This window comes from Flavobacterium urumqiense (assembly GCF_900108015.1).
In the GTDB taxonomy this organism is placed as follows: Bacteria; Bacteroidota; Bacteroidia; order Flavobacteriales; family Flavobacteriaceae; genus Flavobacterium; species Flavobacterium urumqiense.
This window is the reverse complement of sequence record NZ_FNVP01000001.1, coordinates 267405-288813: the sequence shown is the minus strand read 5'-3', so window position 1 is coordinate 288813 and position 21409 is coordinate 267405. Positions and strand designations below refer to the sequence as shown.

Genomic DNA, 21409 nt, shown 5'->3' with positions numbered 1-21409 from the left:
AAATTGTTTTAAACTTGTGTTTTAAATACTTGAAACCTATCTTTGTGGCTTATTCTCATTCATAAATATACGTACTATGCAATCCGATCAATTAAATTATATCCCAATTTTAATGCAGTTCATTTTGGCTGTAGGATTTGTAGTTGGCACCATATTGATTTCTGGAAAATTAGGTCCAAAAAGGAGGTCTGAAGTCAAAGATAAAAACTTCGAATGTGGTATCGAATCTGTAGGTAATGCAAGAATTCCGTTTTCAGTAAAATATTTTCTAGTAGCAATATTATTTGTTTTGTTTGATGTTGAGGTGATTTTTCTTTACCCATGGGCAATCAATTTCAAGGAATTGGGAATGGAAGGGATGTTTAAAATGGTAATTTTTATGCTTTTGCTTCTGGTAGGTTTTTTCTACATTATCAAAAAGAAAGCTTTAGAGTGGGAATAAAAATTAATTGCGAATTAGAAATTACGAATTGTAAAAATTTTTAATTTCTAAAGTATTTAAAAGGATGTTTTTAAATTTTAAACTTAGAATTCATAATCCATAATCATAATTTTATAAAAATGACTGATTCAAATATAAAAATGGTTGAGCCGCCAGAAGGGGTTGTTGGGGAAGGTTTCTTCGCAACAAAACTGAATGATGTTGTGGGAATGGCTCGCGCTAATTCCTTATGGCCATTGCCTTTTGCAACATCTTGTTGTGGAATTGAATTTATGGCAACCATGGCTTCGCATTACGATTTGGCACGTTTTGGTTCTGAGCGTGTGAGTTTTTCTCCGCGTCAAGCCGATATGTTAATGGTGATGGGAACAATTTCAAAAAAAATGGCGCCAATTTTACGTCAGGTTTATGAGCAAATGTCAGAACCTCGTTGGGTTATTGCTGTTGGTGCTTGTGCTTGTTCCGGTGGGATTTTTGACACGTATTCTGTTTTGCAAGGAATAGACAAAGTAATTCCTGTAGATGTTTATGTTCCGGGTTGTCCTCCAAGACCAGAGCAAATAGTAGATGGTGTAATGAAATTGCAAGAATTAGTAAGAAATGAATCTGTAAGAAGAAGAAGTTCTCCTGAATACCAAGAATTATTAGCTTCTTATAATATCAAATAAATAATGGCTTTAGAAACGATACAAATTCAAGATAAACTAACGGAAACATTTGGAGAAAATGTTTCTCATTACAGTCAAGAAAAAGACATATTTTCATTTGAGATAGCGGCCGATAAAATCACTGCGGTAATCCTTTTTTTGAAAAATGATCCAGAATTACGTTTTCATTTTTTAACAGATTTATGTGGGATTCACTATCCTGATAATGAAGTAAGCAGACAATTTGCGGTAGTTTATCATTTGCATAATTGGTATGAAAACAAACGGATAAAAATCAAAGCATTTATTGATGGTGAAAACCCTCAAATTAGAACCATATCTAATATTTTCTTAAGTTCTAATTGGATGGAAAGAGAAACATTTGATTTCTATGGTATAAATTTTATTGGGCATCCACAATTGAAACGTATTTTGAATATGGATGAAATGATTTCTTTTCCAATGCGAAAAGAATTTCCAATGGAAGACAGCGGAAGAACGGATAAGGATGACCGTTTCTTTGGAAGAACGACAGACAATTATTAAAAAAAAACTATTATAATTTTTCACATTAAATAAATGTCAGAACTATTATTACCACCAGAGCATAGATATGCTAAAAGAATAAAAGAGCAGCTAAACGAAGACGGAAGCGAGCTTTCGATTCTTAATTTAGGGCCGACACACCCAGCAACTCACGGTATTTTTCAAAATATTTTGTTGATGGATGGGGAAAGAATTCTGGAAGCGGAGCCAACCATTGGTTACATTCACAGAGCTTTCGAAAAAATTGCTGAAAATCGTCCTTTTTACCAAATCACACCTCTTACTGATAGAATGAACTATTGTTCATCGCCTATAAATAATATGGGTTGGTGGATGACATTAGAAAAATTGCTGGATATTGAAGTTCCTAAAAGAGCGCAATATTTAAGAGTGATTGTAATGGAGTTGGCAAGAATCACGGATCATATTATCTGTAATTCAATCCTTGGTGTCGATACAGGAGCCTACACCGGATTTTTATATGTGTTCCAATTTAGAGAAAAAGTCTATGAAATCTATGAAGAAATTTGTGGTGCTCGTTTGACTACTAATATGGGAAGAATTGGTGGTTTCGAAAGAGATTGGTCACCAGAAGCTTTTAGAAAATTAGATGTATTTTTAGAAGAATTTCCTGCAGCTTGGAAAGAATTTGAAAACTTATTCGAAAGAAATAGAATTTTTATTGACAGAACGGTAAATGTAGGAGCGATAACTGCCGAACAAGCTATGGCTTACGGTTTTACAGGCCCAAATTTACGTGCTGCCGGAGTTGATTATGATGTGCGCGTATCGCAACCGTATTCTTCTTACGAAGATTTTGACTTTATCATTCCTGTTGGGAAATCAGGCGATACGTATGACCGTTTTTGTGTTCGTAACGCCGAAGTTTGGGAAAGTTTGAGTATTATTCGTCAAGCATTGGCAAAAATGCCGGAAGGAAATGACTTCCACGCAGATGTTCCGGATTATTACCTTCCTCCAAAAGAAGATGTTTACACTAGTATGGAATCGTTGATTTACCATTTCAAAATTGTTATGGGAGAAGTTCCTGTTCCAGTTGCTGAAATATATCATCCTGTTGAAGGTGGAAACGGAGAATTAGGTTTCTACTTGGTGACTGATGGGAGTCGTACTCCTTACAGATTACATTTCCGCAGACCATGTTTTATTTACTATCAAGCGTATCCAGAAATGATTAAAGGTTCATTACTATCGGATGCAATTGTTATTTTGTCAAGTTTAAATGTTATTGCCGGAGAGTTAGACGCATAAAGATTTCAGATTATTGATTACCGATTTTAGATTTTAAAATAAAATTTTGTGACTTTGCGCCTTCGCGGCAAAAAAAATAAAAATGGAAAGAACGTATCACAAACAAGAAATAAATATGACCGAAGCATTGATTACTCGCATCAATGAATTGATAAGTCATTATCCTGAAGACAAAAGAAAATCAGCTTTGTTGCCTGTTTTACATGAAGTTCAAGATGCTCATGAAAATTGGTTGAGTATTGAATTAATGGACAAAGTAGCTGAAATTCTTTTAATCAAGCCAATTGAAGTTTACGAAGTAGTGTCGTTTTACACTATGTACAACCAAAAACCAATTGGGAAATACATGTTCGAATTTTGTCAAACTTCACCATGTTGTTTGAATGGAGCAGAGAATCTAATGGATTACACGTGTGAAAAATTAGGAATTAATCTTGGCGAAACAACTGAAGATGGAAATTTTACAGTAGTTGGGGTTGAATGTTTGGGTGCTTGTGGTTATGCTCCCATGATGCAATTAGGCGATTTTTACAAAGAACATTTAAACGAAGAAAAAATCGACCAGTTGATTGCAGATTGCAAAGACAATAAAATAGTTTTACACGATAAATAATATGTCACAAAAAATATTATTAGATAAAATAAACGTTCCGGGAATTAAAACCTATGAAGTTTATCGTCAGAACGGGGGTTACGCTTCTGTTGAAAAAGCATTAAAAACCTTAACGCCGGATGAATTGGTCGAAGAAGTGAAAACTTCCGGATTACGTGGTCGTGGTGGAGCGGGTTTCCCTGCCGGAATGAAATGGAGTTTTATTGATAAAAAATCAGGAAAACCAAGACATTTAGTTTGTAATGCTGATGAATCAGAACCGGGAACTTTTAAAGATCGTTATTTGATGGAATTTATTCCTCATTTATTGATTGAGGGAATGATTACTTCCAGTTATGCATTGGGTGCAAACCTATCATATATCTACATCCGTGGGGAATATATGTGGGTTTATAAAATATTAGAAAGAGCCATTAATGAAGCAAAAGCTGCTGGATTTTTGGGTAAAAATATATTAGGTTCAGGCTACGATTTAGAACTTTATGTTCATTGTGGTGCAGGTGCTTATATTTGTGGTGAAGAAACAGCGTTAATTGAATCCTTGGAAGGAAAAAGGGGAAATCCTCGTATAAAGCCACCATTTCCTGCTATTTCAGGACTTTGGTCAAATCCAACGGTTGTGAATAACGTAGAAACGATTGCCGCTGTGCCTTGGATTGTTAATAATTCAGGTGCGGAATATGCTAAAATTGGTATTGGACGTTCTACAGGAACCAAATTAATTTCAGCGTCAGGGCATGTTAAAAACCCGGGTGTTTATGAAATTGAATTGGGTTTAAGTGTTTACGAATTCATGAATTCTGATGAATATTTGGGCGGAATGAGTTCTGACAGACCTTTAAAAGCTTTTGTGCCGGGAGGAAGTTCTGTTCCCGTTTTACCAGCCCATTTAATTTACAAAACTGCCGCTGGCGAAGATCGTTTAATGTCCTACGAATCGTTAAGTGATGGTGGATTTGCAACTGGTTCTATGTTAGGATCAGGTGGATTTATCGTTTATAATGATACGTCTTGCATCGTTCGTAATACTTGGAATTTCTCTCGTTTTTACCACCATGAAAGTTGTGGGCAATGTTCCCCTTGTCGTGAAGGTACCGGCTGGATGGAAAAAGTACTGCACCGAATAGAAAATGGTCACGGTCGTGAAGAAGATATTGATTTGCTACTGAGCATTCAAAGCAAAATAGAAGGGAATACAATTTGTCCATTGGGTGATGCGGCAGCTTGGCCAGTGGCAGCAGCAATTCGTCACTTTAGAGATGAGTTTGAATATCACATTCGTTTTCCGGAAAAAATAAAAAACAGAGACCATTTTGTTGCTGAACCTTTTGAAAAAGTAAAGCATTTGGTTTCTAAAGAAATGATTTAGGATCGACAATTAACGATTTTTGATTTCAGAATTAAAATACTCCGTAGGAGTTAAATATTGGTAGATAATGAAAGTAACAATAGACGGACAGTCAATAGAAGTAGAACCAGGAACAACAATCCTGCAAGCAGCACGTATGATAGGTGGAGAAGTAGTTCCGCCAGCAATGTGCTATTATTCTAAACTAAAAGGAAGCGGCGGAAAATGCCGTTGTTGTTTAGTGGAAGTTGCAAAAGGAAGTGAAGCCGACCCAAGACCAATGCCAAAATTAATGGCTTCTTGTGTAACCGGTTGTATGGATGGAATGGAAGTGAATAGCAAATCTTCTGAAAGAGTAACTGAAGCCAGAAAATCGGTTACAGAGTTTTTATTGATCAATCACCCGTTAGATTGTCCCGTTTGTGACCAAGCTGGGGAATGTGATTTGCAAAATTTAAGCTTTGAACACGGGAAATCAGAAAGTCGTTTTATAGAAGAGAAAAGAACATTTGAACCTGAAAACATTGGCCCAAATATTCAATTGCACATGAACCGTTGTATTCTTTGTTACCGATGCGTAATGGTGGCGGATCAATTAACTGATGATCGGGTACACGGAGTAATGGATAGAGGCGATCATTCGAATATATCGACTTGTATCTCAAAAGCGATTGATAATGAGTTTTCTGGAAATATGATTGACGTATGCCCTGTAGGCGCTTTAACAGATAAAACGTTTAGATTTAAATCTAGAGTTTGGTTTAGCAAGCCTTATACTGCACACAGAGATTGCCCTACTTGTTCTGGAAAAACTACCGTTTGGATGTTTGGTGACGAAATCCAACGTGTAACAGGAAGAAAAGATGAGTATCATGAAGTAGATGAATTTATTTGTAATGGATGTCGTTTTGATCACAAAGAAATTGCAGATTGGACGATTGAAGGACCGAGAGCATTCGAAAAAGATTCGGTGATCAATCAAAATAAATACAACAGAAAATTACAAAAAGTAGAAATCGCTACCGAAGATCATATCCTTTTAGGTAGAGAAGAAGACCGCAAGAAAATAAGCATGGCCGAAATTCCATTGACCGAAGAAGACATCATTAATCAAAAAAGCTTGGGTAATAATGGATAGTACAATTATCATAGAAAAAAGTGTCATTATTGTTGCAGTTTTTGCTTTGACAATGTTGATGGCAATGTATTCCACTTGGGCTGAACGAAAAGTAGCCGCTTGGCTTCAGGATCGTGTTGGACCGAATAGAGCCGGTCCTTTTGGACTGTTTCAACCGCTTGCCGATGGTTTAAAATTATTTTCGAAAGAAGAATTTGAGCCAAACACTCCGAACCGATTTTTGTTTTTTGTAGGCCCGGCAATTGCTATGAGTACTGCTTTAATGACGAGTGCCGTAATTCCTTGGGGAGACAGACTGCATTTGTTTGGAAGAGATATTTTACTGCAGGCCACTGATTTAAACATTGGATTGTTATACTTTTTTGGTGTTGTTTCCGTGGGTGTTTATGGAATTATGATTGGTGGTTGGGCGTCGAACAATAAATTTTCATTGATTGGTGCCGTTCGAGCTGCTTCGCAAATGGTATCGTATGAAATTGCCATGGGATTGTCCATAATTGCATTATTGATGATGACCGGAACGTTGAGTTTAAGAGAGATCTCTGAACAGCAAGCGGGAATGAATTGGAATGTGTTTTACCAACCGTTATCTTTTATTATATTTTTAATTTGTGCTTTTGCAGAATCAAACAGAACTCCTTTTGACTTAGCGGAATGCGAAACAGAACTTATTGGAGGATACCACACCGAATATTCATCGATGAAAATGGGATTTTATTTATTTGCTGAATATGCGAATATGTTTATTTCCTCTACGATTTTAGCGATTTTATTCTTTGGAGGTTATAATTATCCCGGAATGAGTTGGGTTGTTGAAAATTGGGGTGTAAATATTGCTAATATTTTAGGATTTGCTGCTTTGTTTATCAAATTGTGTGGATTCATATTTTTCTATATGTGGGTTCGTTGGACTATTCCAAGATTCAGATACGATCAATTGATGCATTTGGGTTGGAGGATATTAATTCCATTAGCGATCATTAATATTATCATCACCGGAATTGTGATTTTGAGAGCAGAAATTGCTACTTATTTAGGATTTTAATTAATACCGAAAAAGCCTAGCCCTGATAGCAGTGGAAATCCTTTATTGTTTTTTCTTTAAAAAACAATAAAGATTGAAACGAATAGCAGGATTAAGCTTCAAATAAAAATAAAAAATGTCAATAGAAAGTATATCCTTATCGGGAAGAAAAAAGCTGGTCTCTAACAAGGAGATGACTTTTTGGGAAAGAATGTATCTTATTGCGATTGTCAAAGGTTTGATAATTACGATTCAGCATTTGTTTACCAGAAAAGTAACGATTCAATATCCGGAGCAAGTACGTGAAATGAGTCCTGTTTACCGAGGTCAACATCAATTGAAAAGGGATGAACAAGGTCGTGAAAACTGTACGGCTTGTGGTTTATGTGCCTTATCCTGTCCTGCTGAAGCCATTACAATGAAAGCTGAAGAGCGCAGAGGAGATGAAAAACATTTGTACAGAGAAGAAAAATATGCGTCGATATATGAGATTAATATGTTGCGTTGCATTTTCTGTGGTTTGTGTGAAGAAGCTTGTCCAAAAGACGCTATTTACCTGACTACATCCAAAGTATTGGTTCCCTCCAGTTATGATAGAGAAGATTTTATTTTTGGAAAAGACAAATTGGTCATGCCTTTAGATATCGCAATGAAAAATGCTCAACTTAAAAACGCTAACTAATGTCTACAGTACTTATTATATTTTGTGTATTATCAGCTATAACGCTGTCAACTGCATTTTTGACAATTTTCAGTAAAAATCCAATACACAGTGCCATTTATTTAGTGATTTGTTTCTTTACGATTGCAGGTCATTATCTATTATTGAATGCGCAATTCTTGGCAATGGTTCACATTATTGTTTATTCTGGAGCGATTATGATTTTGTTTTTATTCACCATCATGCTAATGAATTTGAATGAGCAACGGGAGGTTTACAGACCTAGGATTACAAGACTGGGTGCAATTGTTTCTTTCTGTTTGATATGTTTGGTTTTGATAACCATATTTATAAACTCAAAACCCATTGTTGGAGAATACACTTCGACTGGCGAAGATTATCAATCTATAAAGGTATTGGGTAAGATTCTCCTAAATGAATATATGGTTCCTTTTGAATTTGCTTCTATATTGCTTTTGGTTGCTATGATCGGTACTGTTTTATTGTCTAAAAAAGAAAAATTAGAAAAGTAATATGAACAATATATTAAACCAAATTGGTATTGAAAACTACATATTCCTTAGCGTAATACTTTTTTGTATTGGCGTTTTTGGAGTGTTGTACAGACGAAATGCCATTATCGTATTTATGTCAATCGAAATAATGCTGAATGCAGTGAATCTTTTGTTCGTGGCATTTTCTACTTATCATCAGGATGCCCAAGGACAAGTTTTTGTGTTTTTCTCGATGGCAGTTGCCGCTGCTGAAGTTGCTGTTGGATTGGCAATATTAGTTTCAATATTTAGAAATTTAGGCTCAATTACTATCGATAATCTAAAAAACTTAAAAGGATAAATTTCAATGGATACCAATTTAGCTTTAGTCTTATTATTTGCACCCTTTTTAGGATTTTTAATAAATGTTTTCTTCGGAAAAACTTTAGGGAAATCTATTTCTGGAATTATCGGAACGCTTTCTGTTGCGATTTCTTTTGCTGTTACAATTTATTTTTTCTTACAAATAAACCAAACTAAACAATCGATCAGTATTGATTTATTTGATTGGATTCAAATTAGTAATTTCAAAGTAAGTTTCGGTTTTCTTTTAGACCAACTGTCGCTTTTGTGGTTGCTTTTTGTGACCGGGATTGGCTCTTTGATTCATTTGTATTCGATCAGCTATATGCATGACGATGAGAAAATGCATACCTTCTTTGCGTATTTGAATCTGTTTGTATTTTTTATGATCACATTGGTAATAGGAAGTAATTTATTAGTGATGTTCATTGGTTGGGAAGGCGTTGGTCTTTGTTCGTATCTGTTAATTGGATTTTGGTATAAAAACCAAGAATTTAATGATGCGGCAAAGAAAGCATTTATCATGAACCGCATTGGCGATTTAGGATTATTAGTTGGAATTTTCATTATTGGAAATTTATTTTCTACTTTAGATTATGCTACTTTAAAAACGGCTTTTGCCAGTGCAACTGATCTTAATATGTATTGGCTTTCTATTGCTGCTTTTGCTTTATTTATTGGAGCTTGTGGTAAATCGGCTCAAATTCCATTGTATACTTGGTTGCCGGATGCGATGGCAGGTCCAACTCCGGTATCTGCATTGATTCACGCAGCTACTATGGTTACTGCGGGGATTTTTATGATTACAAGATTGAATTTCTTGTTTGATTTGACTCCGGATGTTCAATCTATAATTGCGATAGTTGGAGCTGTAACTGCTTTGGTGGCCGCAACAATTGGATTGGTCCAAAATGACATTAAAAAAGTATTAGCTTATTCTACCGTTTCTCAATTGGGATTAATGTTCTTAGCTTTAGGCTTAGGCGCTTACGAAGTGGCCGTTTTTCATGTAATCACACATGCTTTCTTCAAAGCTTGTTTGTTCTTGGGTTCGGGTTCTGTGATTCACGCTTTGCACGGAGAACAAGACATGCGTAAAATGGGTGGCTTGAAAAAAGCGATGCCAATTACCTTTGCAACGATGTTGATTGCTTCTTTAGCAATTTCAGGAGTTCCATTATTCTCTGGTTTTTTCTCGAAAGACGAAATCTTATTAGTGGCTTTTCATACTAACATTCCGTTATGGGTTGTGGCTTCGGTTGCTTCTATCATGACCGCTTTCTATATGTTTAGATTAATGTTTTTAACTTTTTTCCAAGATTTCAGAGGGACAGCGGAACAAAAGCATCATTTACATGAAAGCCCTTCCTTGATCACTCTTCCTTTAATCGTTTTAGCAATATTGGCAACAATAGGTGGTTTGATTAGTTTACCAGGGAACAGTTGGTTGAATGAATATTTAACGCCAATTTTACCAAAATTAGCAAACGCAGAACACCATTTAGGAACTACGGAATATATCTTGATGGCTATTGCCGTTGTAGGCGGATTAGTAGGAATTGGTATTGCTTACGCCAAATACATCAAACAAAATGCGGTTCCTAGCGAAGATGCTGCAATTACAGGTTTTTCAAAAGTGCTTTACGATAAATATTATGTAGATGAAATCTATGATGCTATTTTTGTAAAAACGATTAATGTAATGTCACGTTTTTTCAGAGACAATGTTGAAACGACTTTGTCAGCTTTGGTTTTTGGATTCGGAAAAGTAACCAATGAAATAAGTTTTCAAGGAAAGAAAATTCAAAACGGAAGTATCGGGCTTTATCTTCTGGTTTTCGTACTAGGGCTTTGTGCCATTGTTTCTTATTTATTTTTAGCTCAATAATTTTATACTATGAATGTATCTCTAATATTAATTATACTTTTAGTTGGTGCGTTTGCAACTTTTCTTGCAGGCGATAAATTAGCTTCAAAAGTGGCTTTGTTCTTTGGTCTGGCTGCTGCAGGCTGTTCTATTGTATTATTAAATCACTATAATTTAGGTGAAAACATCAGTTTCATCAACCAGTGGGTTGTGCAGCCTAACATTTCTTTTGCTTTGAAAGCGGATGGATTATCAATGGCGATGCTTTTACTGACTGCAGTTTTGACTCCAATTATTATTTTCTCTTCTTTTGGGAATGACTATAGAAATTCAAAATCATTTTATGCATTAATCTTGTTTATGTCATTTGCAATGGCAGGAACATTCTTGGCATCAGATGGGCTTTTATATTACATTTTTTGGGAATTATCTCTTATTCCTATTTACTTTATCGCATTAATTTGGGGTAATGGAGATGCTGAAGAACGTAAAAAAGCAGTAGTTAAATTCTTTATCTACACATTTGCAGGATCCTTGTTTATGTTAGTGGCATTTGTTTATTTGTATCAAAAAGCGGGAAGCTTGCTAATTGAAGATTTATACAAGTTGAATTTATCAGCAAAGGAACAATTATGGATATTCTTGGCTTTCTTCTTAGCATACGCCATCAAAATCCCATTAATTCCTTTCCATACTTGGCAGGCTAATGTGTATCAAAAAGCACCAACTGTTGGAACCATGCTTTTATCTGGTATCATGCTAAAAATGGGATTGTACAGCGTCATCCGTTGGCAATTGCCATTGGCGCCGCTTGCTGCTAAAGAATACATGTTTATATTTATTGGTTTAGGAATAGCTGGTGTAATATATGGGTCGATCGTTGCTTTGAGACAAAAGGATTTAAAGAAATTATTAGCGTATTCTTCATTGGCACACGTTGGGTTAATTGCAGCTGGTACGTATACATTAACATTAGACGGATTGCGTGGAGCTGTTTTACAAATGATCGCTCACGGTTTTGTAGTTGTTGGATTGTTCTTTGTTGCTGAGATTATTTTCAGAAGATATGAAACCAGAGCAATTGCTGAAATGGGTGGTATTCGTTACCAGACACCAAAATTCACTTCGATGTTTTTAATCTTGGTTTTGGCTTCGATAGCGTTGCCTTCTACTTTTAACTTTGTTGGAGAATTTACCGTTTTATACGGCTTATCTCAAATTAATATTTGGTTTGCGATTTTAGGAGGAACAACCATAATCTTAGGAGCGTATTATATGTTGAAAATGTTTCAACACGCGATGTTGGGCGAAACCAATACAAAAATATTTGCAGATGTAACTTTCGGAGAAGGAACAACTTTAGTAATAATAATTGCCGTTTTATTCTTTTTTGGAATGTATCCAAAACCAATTATAGATTTGATCACACCAAGTCTTCAAGAAATTTTAACTCAAATTAATAGAATTAACTAGTCAAATAAAACAATGAATACATTAATAGCTATAATAGGATTAGGTGTTTTATGCCTTTTATTTGAAATTTTTAATTTAAGAAAAGCCATTGTGCCTGTAACAATCATCGGATTGTTAGGTGTTCTTGGCCTAACCATCTCTGAATTTAATTCGACAGAAAGTTATTATAATAACATGATTGTTGTAAGTAAATTTTCAACTACATTTTCTGGTTTGTTTATCATACTTACTATTTTCTTGGTGGCTTTAAGTCATAATTTTTACGAAAATCACCAATCAAAAATATCAGATTTTATTGCCATAAAAGTTTTCTTATTAGCGGGATCTGTTGCAATGGTCTCTTTTGGAAACTTGGCGATGTTCTTTTTAGGAATCGAAGTATTATCAATATCACTTTACATTCTTGCGGCAAGTGACCGTATGAACTTAAAAAGTAACGAAGCGGGAATGAAGTATTTTCTTATGGGATCTTTTGCTTCGGGAATTATTTTGTTTGGTATCTGTTTAATTTACGGAGCGATGGGAAGTTTTGATGTTACCGAAATCAGTGAATTATCGCAGTCTGCTGAATTACCAATTTGGTTTCCAATTGGAATTGTATTGGTAACGATTGGGATGTTGTTTAAAATTGCTGCAGTTCCTTTTCATTTTTGGGCACCGGACGTTTATGAAGGTTCTCCTGCTTTGACAACAGCATTAATGAGCACCTTAGCAAAAGTAGTTGCGATGGCAACATTATACAAATTATTATCGGTTATGAATGCTGATATTTCTGAAGCATTCAAAATGGTTGTAGTAGTCCTTTCTATGGCTTCAATGACAGTTGGAAATATTATGGCTTTAAGACAAACGAATGTGAAACGTATGTTGGCCTTTTCAGGAGTTTCTCATGCTGGTTTTATGTTGATGACTTTATTGAGTTTATCTTCTTCTGCAGGAAGTTTGTTGTACTATGCCTCCGCTTATTCTTTATCTGGTATCGCTGCTTTTAGTGTGATTTTATACGTTTGTAAAAATAGAAATAACGAAGATATTACTAACTTCCACGGACTGGGAAAAACCAATCCATTGTTAGCAGCTATTCTTACAGCGGCTTTACTTTCTATGGCTGGTATTCCAATTTTCGCTGGTTTCTTTGCTAAGTTGGTTTTGTTCAACGAAGTGATTCAAACGGGTTATTTAGCTTTAGTGATTGTTGCAGTTGTGAATTCTATTATAAGCGTTGGATACTACTTCAAATTGATTTTGGCGATGTATACTAAAGAATCAAATGAAGAACGAACAGGAAAACCATTCTTAATTTATGCGGTAGCAGTTGTAGCGATTGTATTGAATATTGCTATAGGGTTGTTTCCTTCTTTAGTTTTGGATTTATTGGCTTAAACCAAAATTTTAAAAATATATCAGAAACCACCAAAAGCAATTTTGGTGGTTTTTTTGGTTTATTGAAAATTCGCAATTTATTCTAGTAATTATATATATTATATTTACTTCGGTAAAAGTTCAATCTAAAAAAAGATATAGATTTTAAATCACTTAGAAATGATTGGTAAAAACAGTAAAGTAGGAGATATTCGTTGGGGAATTGTGGGATGTGGAAATGTTACCGAGGTAAAAAGTGGTCCTGCCTATCAGAAAACCTCAGGGTTTCAGCTCACGGCAGTTATGAGAAGAGACGGAGGCAAAGCTGCCGATTATGCCAGAAGACACGGAATTGCTAAATATTATACGGATGCAGATGCGCTAATCAACGATCCCGAAATTGATGCGATCTATATTGCGACTCCTCCAGACACTCATAAATACTATGGACTTAAAGTAGCATTGGCAGGAAAGCCCTGCTGTATCGAAAAACCGTTAGCGCCGAATTATAAAGATAGTCTGGAGATTGTTGAAGCATTTACAGCTAAAAATATTCCTTTGTTTGTTGCTTATTACAGGCGGTCGCTTCCTCGTTTCAAACAGATAAAAACATGGCTTAGTACCGATGAAATTGGTGAAGTGCGACATGTAAGATGGCATTTAAGTGCACCCGCAACCCCGGAAGATTTGTCGGGAAACTATAACTGGCGTACCGATGCGGATATCGCCACAGGTGGTTATTTTGATGATTTAGCGAGTCACGGGATTGATTTATTTACACATCTATTAGGTGACATAAAGGAAGTTTCCGGCATTAGTCTTAACCAGCAGGGATTGTATTCCGCAAAAGATGCTGCTACCGCTTGTTGGTTACATGAGTCAGGAATTACGGGAACAGGCAGCTGGAATTTTGGGTGCTATGAGCGGGAAGATAAGGTAGAAATATTTGGGAGTAAAGGTAAAATAGCTTTCTCTGTATTTAATGAGGAACCGATTGTTCTTTCAAACGCGCAAGGAAAAACGGAACTTTTTATTGCGCATCCGGAAAATATTCAACTGTATCATGTAAAGCAGATTCGAGAACATTTGGCGGGAAATAGCAGGCATCCTTCCACTGGTTTGACAGGAACTCATACAAGCTGGGTGATGGATAAGATAATTGGAAATATTTAGGAAAATTGAAAGTAAGGCAGGGTTTATTGTAAAAGTCCAAAAAGTCTAAATTGCCAATAAAAACCTAAAACTCAAAAAGCTCAAAACGGAAATGATTAATTTTACAACATGGAATAATTTTTGAACTTCATTAAAAAAATTAAGATGGAAAATAAATTAAAAATACAAATCTGGTCGGATATAATGTGTCCGTTTTGCTACATTGGGAAAAGAAGAATTGAGGAAGCATTGCGCCTTTTCGAACATAAAGATGCTGTCGAAATTGAATGGAAAAGTTACCAACTGGATGCCAGTTTTATAGCCTCTACTGAAGATAATATGGTAGAACATTTGGCAGAAAAGTATAGAAAGGACAATGATTGGGCTCAAAATATGCTCGATAACATGACTCAAAATGCAAAAACAGCAGGACTGGATTTTCATTTTGAAAAAGCAATTCTTGCTAATTCTTTTAATGCGCATCGATTGTTGCATTTGGCTAAAAAGTATAATCTGGCAAATGAATTAGAAGAACTTTTGTTCAAAGCCTATTTAACCGAAGGAAAGAATGTTAATGATCTCGATACTTTGAGTAAACTGGGGATTGAAGTAGGACTGGATGCTGAAGCTATTGCTCAGGTCTTGAATTCTGATACTTATGGTGCCGAAGTGAAGAAAGACCAAGAAGAGGCCAATACTATAGGTGTTCAGGGTGTTCCTTTTTTTGTTATAGATAATAAATATGCGATTTCCGGAGCGCAACCCGCAACTGCATTTTTGGAAACTTTAGAAAAAGTGTGGCAAGAAGGCAAATTTGATTCGAATGTGACTTTATTAAATACAACAACTGAGAATAGTTGCGACATTAATGGTTGTGACTAAATATAATAAAACGTTTTATTTACAAACAAAAACCCCGCTGATACGAATACCAGCGGGTTTTTTTAATTAACGATGTAAACTTAACTAACGTCTTTTATCAATTCTGTTATCTAAACTTCCTACTACTTTGGCGTCTTCTTTTTAGTCTTTAGTGCCGTTCTTTTTAAAATAGTATTGATCCTTATCGTTTGAATTTTGGTCATAATCATTATCACGATCGTCACAATCATCATGGTCATGACCGTTGTTGCCATTGTTATTTTGGTTGTATTGATAAGCTCTGCCACCTTTTACAGTTCCAATCATATCAACAATTTGACCACGACGGTTGTAGATAATTTGTAATCCACCTACTTGTTCTAAGGCATAACGGTTGTAAGTCATGTATACAGAACCAACTCGTTTAATTCTATCATTCGCATCATAGTTGATCATCACATTTCCAATACGTCTTACTCTACCCATATTATCGTGTTCCACTTTTACACTATAGTTTTCGTTTCGAGAATTTGTTGGAGCGCCATAAGTTCTATTCACAGCACTACTTCTGGTAAATTTATAATACTGGTCACCACCGGTTGATGGGCGTGTATTGAAATCAAATTGTCCATCAGGAAACACGAAGAACTCAACTCCTCTTTCTGTGAACACAATTGGTTCCGCATTTCTAAAATCAACAGGTAATCTTCTCTGATGAGAAAAATTGTTTTTCTCTGTTGCATTCGCTACACCAATTCCAAATAAGAGGATACTAGCTACTAAAAAGGTAATTTTTTTCATAATAAATGTTATTTGTGTTTTGCCTACTCTTGAGCTTTTCGGCTTTCGCTTTTTTACTTATTTGTTTAGGTATATTCAAGTAGCATGCCAAAGTTTTGAATCACAGTTTCCTGATTTTAGACTATAAATCAATTTTTTATATTTAAATAATTTAAAATCAGTAGTTTAATATTTTAAAAAATAAAAATAATTTTTTTTAAATAGCGAACATTAATATTTTTTCAATGCAATTCCTGCTGTGTTCTTATTGTTTTGTATCCCAAGAAAAGAGAAATTTGCTAATACTGAATACTATTTTTGCATAAAACTATTTATCAACAATCCTAAAATTAACTTTTGTTATTTACTCGCATATAGACATATTGAGTAATTTCAGAACGTATATGCTTTAATAGTTGTAACAATTTTATGCTTCTTGCAAAAGGGTTTTTCAGTCGCAATTCGCATTTTAAAGATATACTCGAAACTAAATGTCTATAAGCAAAAATCAAAAATTAAGTTTTTTTGCCTGATTTTGAAAGTGAATTAAAAATTCCTTTTATTTCAGAAGGTGTTTCGGCGGGATTCCCGTCACCAGCTGCTAATTTTATGGAAGCGAATATCGATTTAACCAAAGAACTAAGTGAAAATTCATTGGCCACTTTTTACATCAAAGACAAAGGGAATTCTATGATTGATGCGGGAATCAAAGACAAAGATGTTCTCATGGTTGATCGAAGTTTATAACCGCAGAACAATAAAGTTGTGATTTGTGTTATCGACGGAGAATTTACCGTAAAACGCATTCAACTAGAAAAAGACTGTTTGTATCGCATGCCTGAAAACACTAATTATGCTCCTTTAAAAGTCACTGAAGAAAATCAATTAATCATTTGAGAAACTGTAAGGTACGGGATTAAGCAAGTATAAAAGTTAGTTGTAGCCATTATTAAAATGGGATTCCTATTGGGATTTTAGCCATAAAAAAACCTGTTCAAACTAATGAACAGGTTTTTGTGTTTTTAATATGAATTATTTTATAAAGTATGTTTTGGATTATATCCATCTTCACTCAGTTCTTTATGGTCGTAATCGGCTACCATTTCAGCTTCGTAATCTGTTTTTTCTCCTTTTGTGAATTTGTAAATTAATTTCTCCATGATTTCATAAATCACAGGAACAATAATCAAGGTTAGGAATAATGAGCTAATTAATCCACCAATAATTACCCATGCCAAACCATTTTTCCATTCGGCACCAGCACCAGATGCTAATGCAATTGGGAACATACCAAATACCATCGCAATCGTGGTCATCAAAATTGGACGAAGACGTGCGTGATTTGCTTGAATTAGTGCTGTTCTTATGGTTTCACCCGCAGCTCTTCGCTGATTCGTGTAATCCACCAACATAATTGCATTTTTACAAACCAGACCAATCAACATAATAACCCCAAGAATCGTAAATATATTCAACGTATTATTGGTCAAAGCCAAGGCTAATAAGGCTCCGATAAACGAAAGCGGAATAGCAAATAATACTACAAATGGATGAACAAAACTGTCATACAATCCTACCATTACGAGATAAACCAATATAATCGCTGCTAATAAAGCAAAACCTAACGTCCCAAAACCTTCACTTTGATTTTCCTGATCGCCACCCCAAATGTAATTTACACCTACTGGTTTTTTCATTTTAGTTAATCTTGCTTCAAGTTGGGCAACAACAGTTCCAACCGGTACCCCAACCGTTTGTCCTTTTACGGTTACAGATGCTGTTTTGTCTCTTCTTTCTAATTGACTTGGCCCGGAACCTTCTTTTACAGTTGCAAATTGTGACAACTTAATTTGTTCTCCTCTTTCATTTATAAAAAGAAGATTACTTACATCATCTATGCTTTTTCTGTCGAAACTGCTGTATTTAATGTTAATATCATACTCATATTCTCCGGCTCTGAATTTTCCGTCCGTATTTCCGCTGTAAGCCGTTTGCATGGTTAAACCTACGGTTTGTAAGGATAAACCAAGGGCAGCCATTTTATCTCTGTCGACCTGAACGTTAATTTCCGGATTTCCGGATTCTACAGATAATTTTACACCGGTTGCTCCGGGAATTTTATTCAATTCTGCTTCGGCTGCTTTCGCAAAAATCATAGCGTTGTCTAAACTGGAACCCGTAACAATTAAAGCTATTGGAGCGTCTTCTGCAGTTCCTAAAATACCTACGGGAGTTGTTTTTACTTTGGCACCAACCAATATTTTTTCTAACTGACGTTTCATTTTAGCGGCATAAACGGACGCATCATCCGATCTGTCTTTTTGATCAATCATTTTCACATCAATCTCTGCTTTGTATGCAGTGGCTTGAGACGAGCCCATACCTTCACTAGTTTGACCAACTTTAGTAATCAAACTTTTGATGTATTCCTGAGTATTTAAATAGGCTTCTGCTTTTTGAGTCATGAAGTTACTTTGTTCCAATGAAGCATCTTTAGGCAATTCTATTTGAACTAAAAACTCTCCACTATCGGAATGGGCAAAAAACTCGCCACCAATAAACCCTGCAGGAACAAGGGCAACAGATCCGAAAAACAGTGCTAGAACAACTAATAGCGTTGTTTTATAATGATCAAGACACCATTCTAGTAAACCTGAAATCCAGTTTGTGAAACTCGTTAATTGTTTTTCGAATGCAAGGATTATTCTTCCAAAAACATTTTTACCTTCTATATGTTCCAGTTTTCCAAAACGAGAAGACAACCAAGGGATTATCGTAAACGAAGCTAATAGAGAGAATAATGTTGAAATAATTACCGTAACACAAAATTGAGTAATGATATTTGAAACTAGTCCGGTACTCATTGCAATGGGTAAAAATACAACTACAATTACTAAGGTAATCGAGGTTACTGTTCCACCAATTTCTGCAGTTCCTTCGTAAGCGGCACGAACACGGTTTTTACCCATTTCCATATGCCTGTAAATATTCTCCAAAACTACAATCGCATCATCTACAAGAATACCTACAACAAGAGATAAACCCAGCAAACTCATTAAATTCAGCGTATAACCAAGGTAATAAAATCCAATGAAAGTAGATATTAAAGAGGCAGGGATAGAAACCATTACAATTAGGGAGTTTCTAACACTGTGTAAGAAAAACAACATTACAAATGCCACAAGAAACACCGCAATCAATAAATCATGAATTACAGAATCAGCAGCTTCCAAGGTGAAAACCGTACTGTCATTAGCTACATTAAGTTTTACGCTATTGGCTTTATAATCATTTTCTAATTTGGTAATCGTTTTTAGAACTTGCTCACTAACGGCAACTGCATTTGCATCCGATTGCTTTACGATTTGTAAAATGATGGCGCTTTTTCTATCAATACGTGCTATTTTTTCAGCTGTTTTTTGAGCATCTTGCACATCGGCAATATCAGCTAAACGAACTTGGATACCATTTTTTGATGATACAATCAAGTTTTTTAATTCTTCAACATTTTTATATTTTCCAGCTAAACGAATCAGGATTTTTTGTTCACGAGTCTGAATATTTCCTGTTGGAAAATCCAGATTTGAAGACAAGATTACTTGTTGCACTTGCGGAACAGAAAGTCCATAACCCTGCATTTTTACTGCATCAAGACTTACTTGAATTTCTCTTTCTTGTCCACCAATGATGTTTACCTGAGCCACACCGGTCACACGGGATAACACAGGAGCAATTTTTTTGTCAATCAAGTCATAAAATTCTACTTCATCCATTTTACCATTGGCACCAATAGTCATTATGGGTAAATCACTCAATGAGAATTTGCTTAATGAAGGCGTTTTGGCGTTATCGGGCAAATCACTAATTATGGCATTAATTTTTCGTTGTGCGTCGTTCAACGAAATATCTACTTTGGCTTTTGTATTTAAAGTGATAGATACTGTTGATAAACTTTCGTACGAACGAGAATCAATTTTTTTTATGTTTTCCAATGATGCTACGGCATCTTCTACTTTTTTAGTTACCGTGTTTTCGACCTCACTTGGTGAAGCTCCGGGATAAACGGTAGCAATCGTAATTACGTTTTGTTCAAATTTCGGAATCAATTCATAGCCCAATTGGCTGTAACTGAACAGTCCACCAAGGATTAGAATCGTGAACAACACAATTACTAATGAAGGACGTTTTATGGATATTTCTGCTAATTTCATATATTTACTTTTTAGGTCTTAAAGTTTACGGTATAAAGTCTTAGTTTTTCTATTTTTGACTTTGCAACTTTTGACTTTATGACTTTCGACTATTTTATAATATCCACTTTTGATCCGTCTTGAAGATTGATTTGACCCGTAATAATTACTATTTCTCCATCAGAAAGTCCATTTATAATTTCTACTTTATCACCAAGTATTCTTCCGGCAACTACAGTTTTCATTTTAGCAACACCGTCTTCTACAACGAAAATTTGATTACTGCTGACACTTCCTACAAAGGCATTTCTGGGAACAATCATTAACGATTTTTTTTGTTGATTGGATGCAAATTCAGCCGTTCCGTACATTCCAGCTTTTAAATCATTTGCAGCGTTATTAGCAATTTCTATTTCTACAGGAAAGTTTAAACTTGTATCTGCTTTTGGAGCGATGAAAGTAATTTTTCCTGAAAATTTTGAATCAGGATAAACGCTGGCACTAACTTGGACAATATTACCTAATTTCAAACTTGCTACTTGACTTTCATTAACAGTAACTTTTAGTTTAAGTTTTGAAACATTTACAATGTCAAACATCTGTGTTGCCACACCAAGAACTGATCCTGGCTCAATATATCTTTTATTTACAATACCATTAATGGTGGCTTTAATATTAGTATCTCCAATATTAACCCTAGCTTGTTGCAATCTGGATTTTGACGTTACTAAACCCAGCTTTGCTTGATCTAATTGTTGTTTGGTAACGCCGCCAGTTCTGAAGGCATTCTCAAAACGATTGTAGTCCGCCTGCGCATTTTGGTATGAAGCCTCTGCAGTTTGTAGGTCAGATGAAATTTGCTCACTTCTAATAATTGCTAAAGTTTGCCCAATTCTCACATAATCTCCTTCTTTTACAAGAACACGCACCACTCTGCCTGATTTCTCTGCAGAAAATTTTAATTCCTGTAAAGGTTCAAAATTACCATTAGCAGAAAAATCTAGGGAAACATCTTCCGTTTTAACAGTTCCAACTTTAACAGAAACGCTGGCATTTTTCTCAGCTACAATAGCTGTTTTTGCTTCATTTTCTTTTTTATTATTCATTAAAGTGTAAGAAATAATTGCTAAAGCGGCTATGATTAATCCTATGGTTATTATATTTTTTTTCATTTTG

General features: G+C 35.2%; 19 protein-coding genes and 1 pseudogene. 17 read left to right on the top strand and 3 right to left on the bottom strand.

From position 1 onward, the window contains the following. The first annotated feature begins 76 nt into the window (after positions 1-76). From C4S35_RS01250 to C4S35_RS01175, 16 genes are all read left to right on the top strand, one after another. Complete coding sequence (locus tag C4S35_RS01250; protein WP_103998419.1) at positions 77-442, top strand: NADH-quinone oxidoreductase subunit A; 366 nt, start codon at positions 77-79, stop codon at positions 440-442. A 119-nt stretch (positions 443-561) separates the two neighbouring features. After that, positions 562-1110 carry an NADH-quinone oxidoreductase subunit B gene (locus tag C4S35_RS01245; protein ID WP_103998418.1) on the top strand — a complete coding sequence of 183 codons (549 nt, stop codon included), beginning with the start codon at positions 562-564 and terminating at the stop codon, positions 1108-1110. Positions 1111-1113: 3 nt separating this feature from the next. Continuing rightward, positions 1114-1635: an NADH-quinone oxidoreductase subunit C gene (locus C4S35_RS01240; RefSeq protein ID WP_103998417.1), complete on the top strand. Its 522-nt coding sequence runs from the start codon at positions 1114-1116 to the stop codon at positions 1633-1635. A gap of 33 nt (positions 1636-1668) precedes the next feature. Beyond that, positions 1669-2907 (top strand): NADH-quinone oxidoreductase subunit D, encoded by a 1239-nt coding sequence (locus C4S35_RS01235; protein WP_103998416.1) that lies wholly within the window; start codon positions 1669-1671, stop codon positions 2905-2907. Positions 2908-2989: 82 nt separating this feature from the next. Beyond that, positions 2990-3520 carry an NADH-quinone oxidoreductase subunit NuoE family protein gene (locus C4S35_RS01230; protein WP_103998415.1) on the top strand — a complete coding sequence of 177 codons (531 nt, stop codon included), beginning with the start codon at positions 2990-2992 and terminating at the stop codon, positions 3518-3520. 1 nt (position 3521) lies between these two features. After that, positions 3522-4889 carry an NADH-quinone oxidoreductase subunit NuoF gene (gene nuoF / locus C4S35_RS01225; RefSeq protein ID WP_103998414.1) on the top strand — a complete coding sequence of 456 codons (1368 nt, stop codon included), beginning with the start codon at positions 3522-3524 and terminating at the stop codon, positions 4887-4889. A gap of 67 nt (positions 4890-4956) precedes the next feature. Continuing rightward, the gene (locus C4S35_RS01220) at positions 4957-6006 is read left to right on the top strand and encodes an NADH-quinone oxidoreductase subunit G (RefSeq protein ID WP_103998413.1); all 1050 of its coding nucleotides are present in this window, start codon (positions 4957-4959) and stop codon (positions 6004-6006) included. Continuing rightward, a complete protein-coding gene (gene nuoH, locus C4S35_RS01215) occupies positions 5999-7051 on the top strand; it encodes an NADH-quinone oxidoreductase subunit NuoH (protein WP_103998412.1) in 1053 nt (350 codons plus the stop codon). The genes C4S35_RS01220 and nuoH overlap by 8 nt, the downstream gene beginning before the upstream one ends. A 115-nt stretch (positions 7052-7166) precedes the next feature. Then, entirely contained in the window at positions 7167-7712 is a 546-nt protein-coding gene (locus tag C4S35_RS01210; RefSeq protein WP_103998411.1) for a NuoI/complex I 23 kDa subunit family protein, read from the top strand. After that, positions 7712-8224 carry an NADH-quinone oxidoreductase subunit J family protein gene (locus C4S35_RS01205; protein WP_103998410.1) on the top strand — a complete coding sequence of 171 codons (513 nt, stop codon included), beginning with the start codon at positions 7712-7714 and terminating at the stop codon, positions 8222-8224. Before C4S35_RS01210 ends, C4S35_RS01205 begins: the two co-directional genes overlap by 1 nt. Position 8225: 1 nt before the next feature. Then, positions 8226-8546, top strand: coding sequence for an NADH-quinone oxidoreductase subunit NuoK (nuoK, locus tag C4S35_RS01200; protein WP_073205053.1), 321 nt, complete (start codon positions 8226-8228; stop codon positions 8544-8546). Positions 8547-8552: 6 nt separating this feature from the next. After that, positions 8553-10436: an NADH-quinone oxidoreductase subunit L gene (gene nuoL, locus C4S35_RS01195; RefSeq protein ID WP_103998409.1), complete on the top strand. Its 1884-nt coding sequence runs from the start codon at positions 8553-8555 to the stop codon at positions 10434-10436. Positions 10437-10445: 9 nt separating this feature from the next. Beyond that, positions 10446-11888: a complex I subunit 4 family protein gene (locus tag C4S35_RS01190; RefSeq protein WP_103998408.1), complete on the top strand. Its 1443-nt coding sequence runs from the start codon at positions 10446-10448 to the stop codon at positions 11886-11888. A 12-nt stretch (positions 11889-11900) separates the two neighbouring features. Then, the gene (locus tag C4S35_RS01185) at positions 11901-13271 is read left to right on the top strand and encodes an NADH-quinone oxidoreductase subunit N (protein ID WP_103998407.1); all 1371 of its coding nucleotides are present in this window, start codon (positions 11901-11903) and stop codon (positions 13269-13271) included. Positions 13272-13430: 159 nt separating this feature from the next. After that, complete coding sequence (locus tag C4S35_RS01180; RefSeq protein WP_103998406.1) at positions 13431-14423, top strand: Gfo/Idh/MocA family protein; 993 nt, start codon at positions 13431-13433, stop codon at positions 14421-14423. Between the two features lie 144 nt (positions 14424-14567). Further along, positions 14568-15284 carry a DsbA family oxidoreductase gene (locus tag C4S35_RS01175; protein ID WP_103998405.1) on the top strand — a complete coding sequence of 239 codons (717 nt, stop codon included), beginning with the start codon at positions 14568-14570 and terminating at the stop codon, positions 15282-15284. Between the two features lie 141 nt (positions 15285-15425). Here C4S35_RS01175 and C4S35_RS01170 read toward each other — a convergent pair whose 3' ends face one another. Next, on the bottom strand, positions 15426-16064 hold the full coding sequence (locus C4S35_RS01170) for a hypothetical protein (RefSeq protein ID WP_103998404.1): 639 nt from the start codon (positions 16062-16064) through the stop codon (positions 15426-15428). A 588-nt stretch (positions 16065-16652) separates the two neighbouring features. Here C4S35_RS01170 and C4S35_RS01165 point away from each other — a divergent pair. Beyond that, positions 16653-16940: pseudogene (locus tag C4S35_RS01165) on the top strand (LexA family protein). 140 nt (positions 16941-17080) lie between these two features. On the opposite strand, the gene C4S35_RS01160 reads toward C4S35_RS01165, so the two are convergent. Further along, the gene (locus tag C4S35_RS01160) at positions 17081-20254 is read right to left on the bottom strand and encodes an efflux RND transporter permease subunit (RefSeq protein ID WP_103998403.1); all 3174 of its coding nucleotides are present in this window, start codon (positions 20252-20254) and stop codon (positions 17081-17083) included. Between the two features lie 89 nt (positions 20255-20343). After that, complete coding sequence (locus C4S35_RS01155) at positions 20344-21405, bottom strand: efflux RND transporter periplasmic adaptor subunit (RefSeq protein WP_103998402.1); 1062 nt, start codon at positions 21403-21405, stop codon at positions 20344-20346. Between the last annotated feature and the right edge of the window lie 4 nt (positions 21406-21409).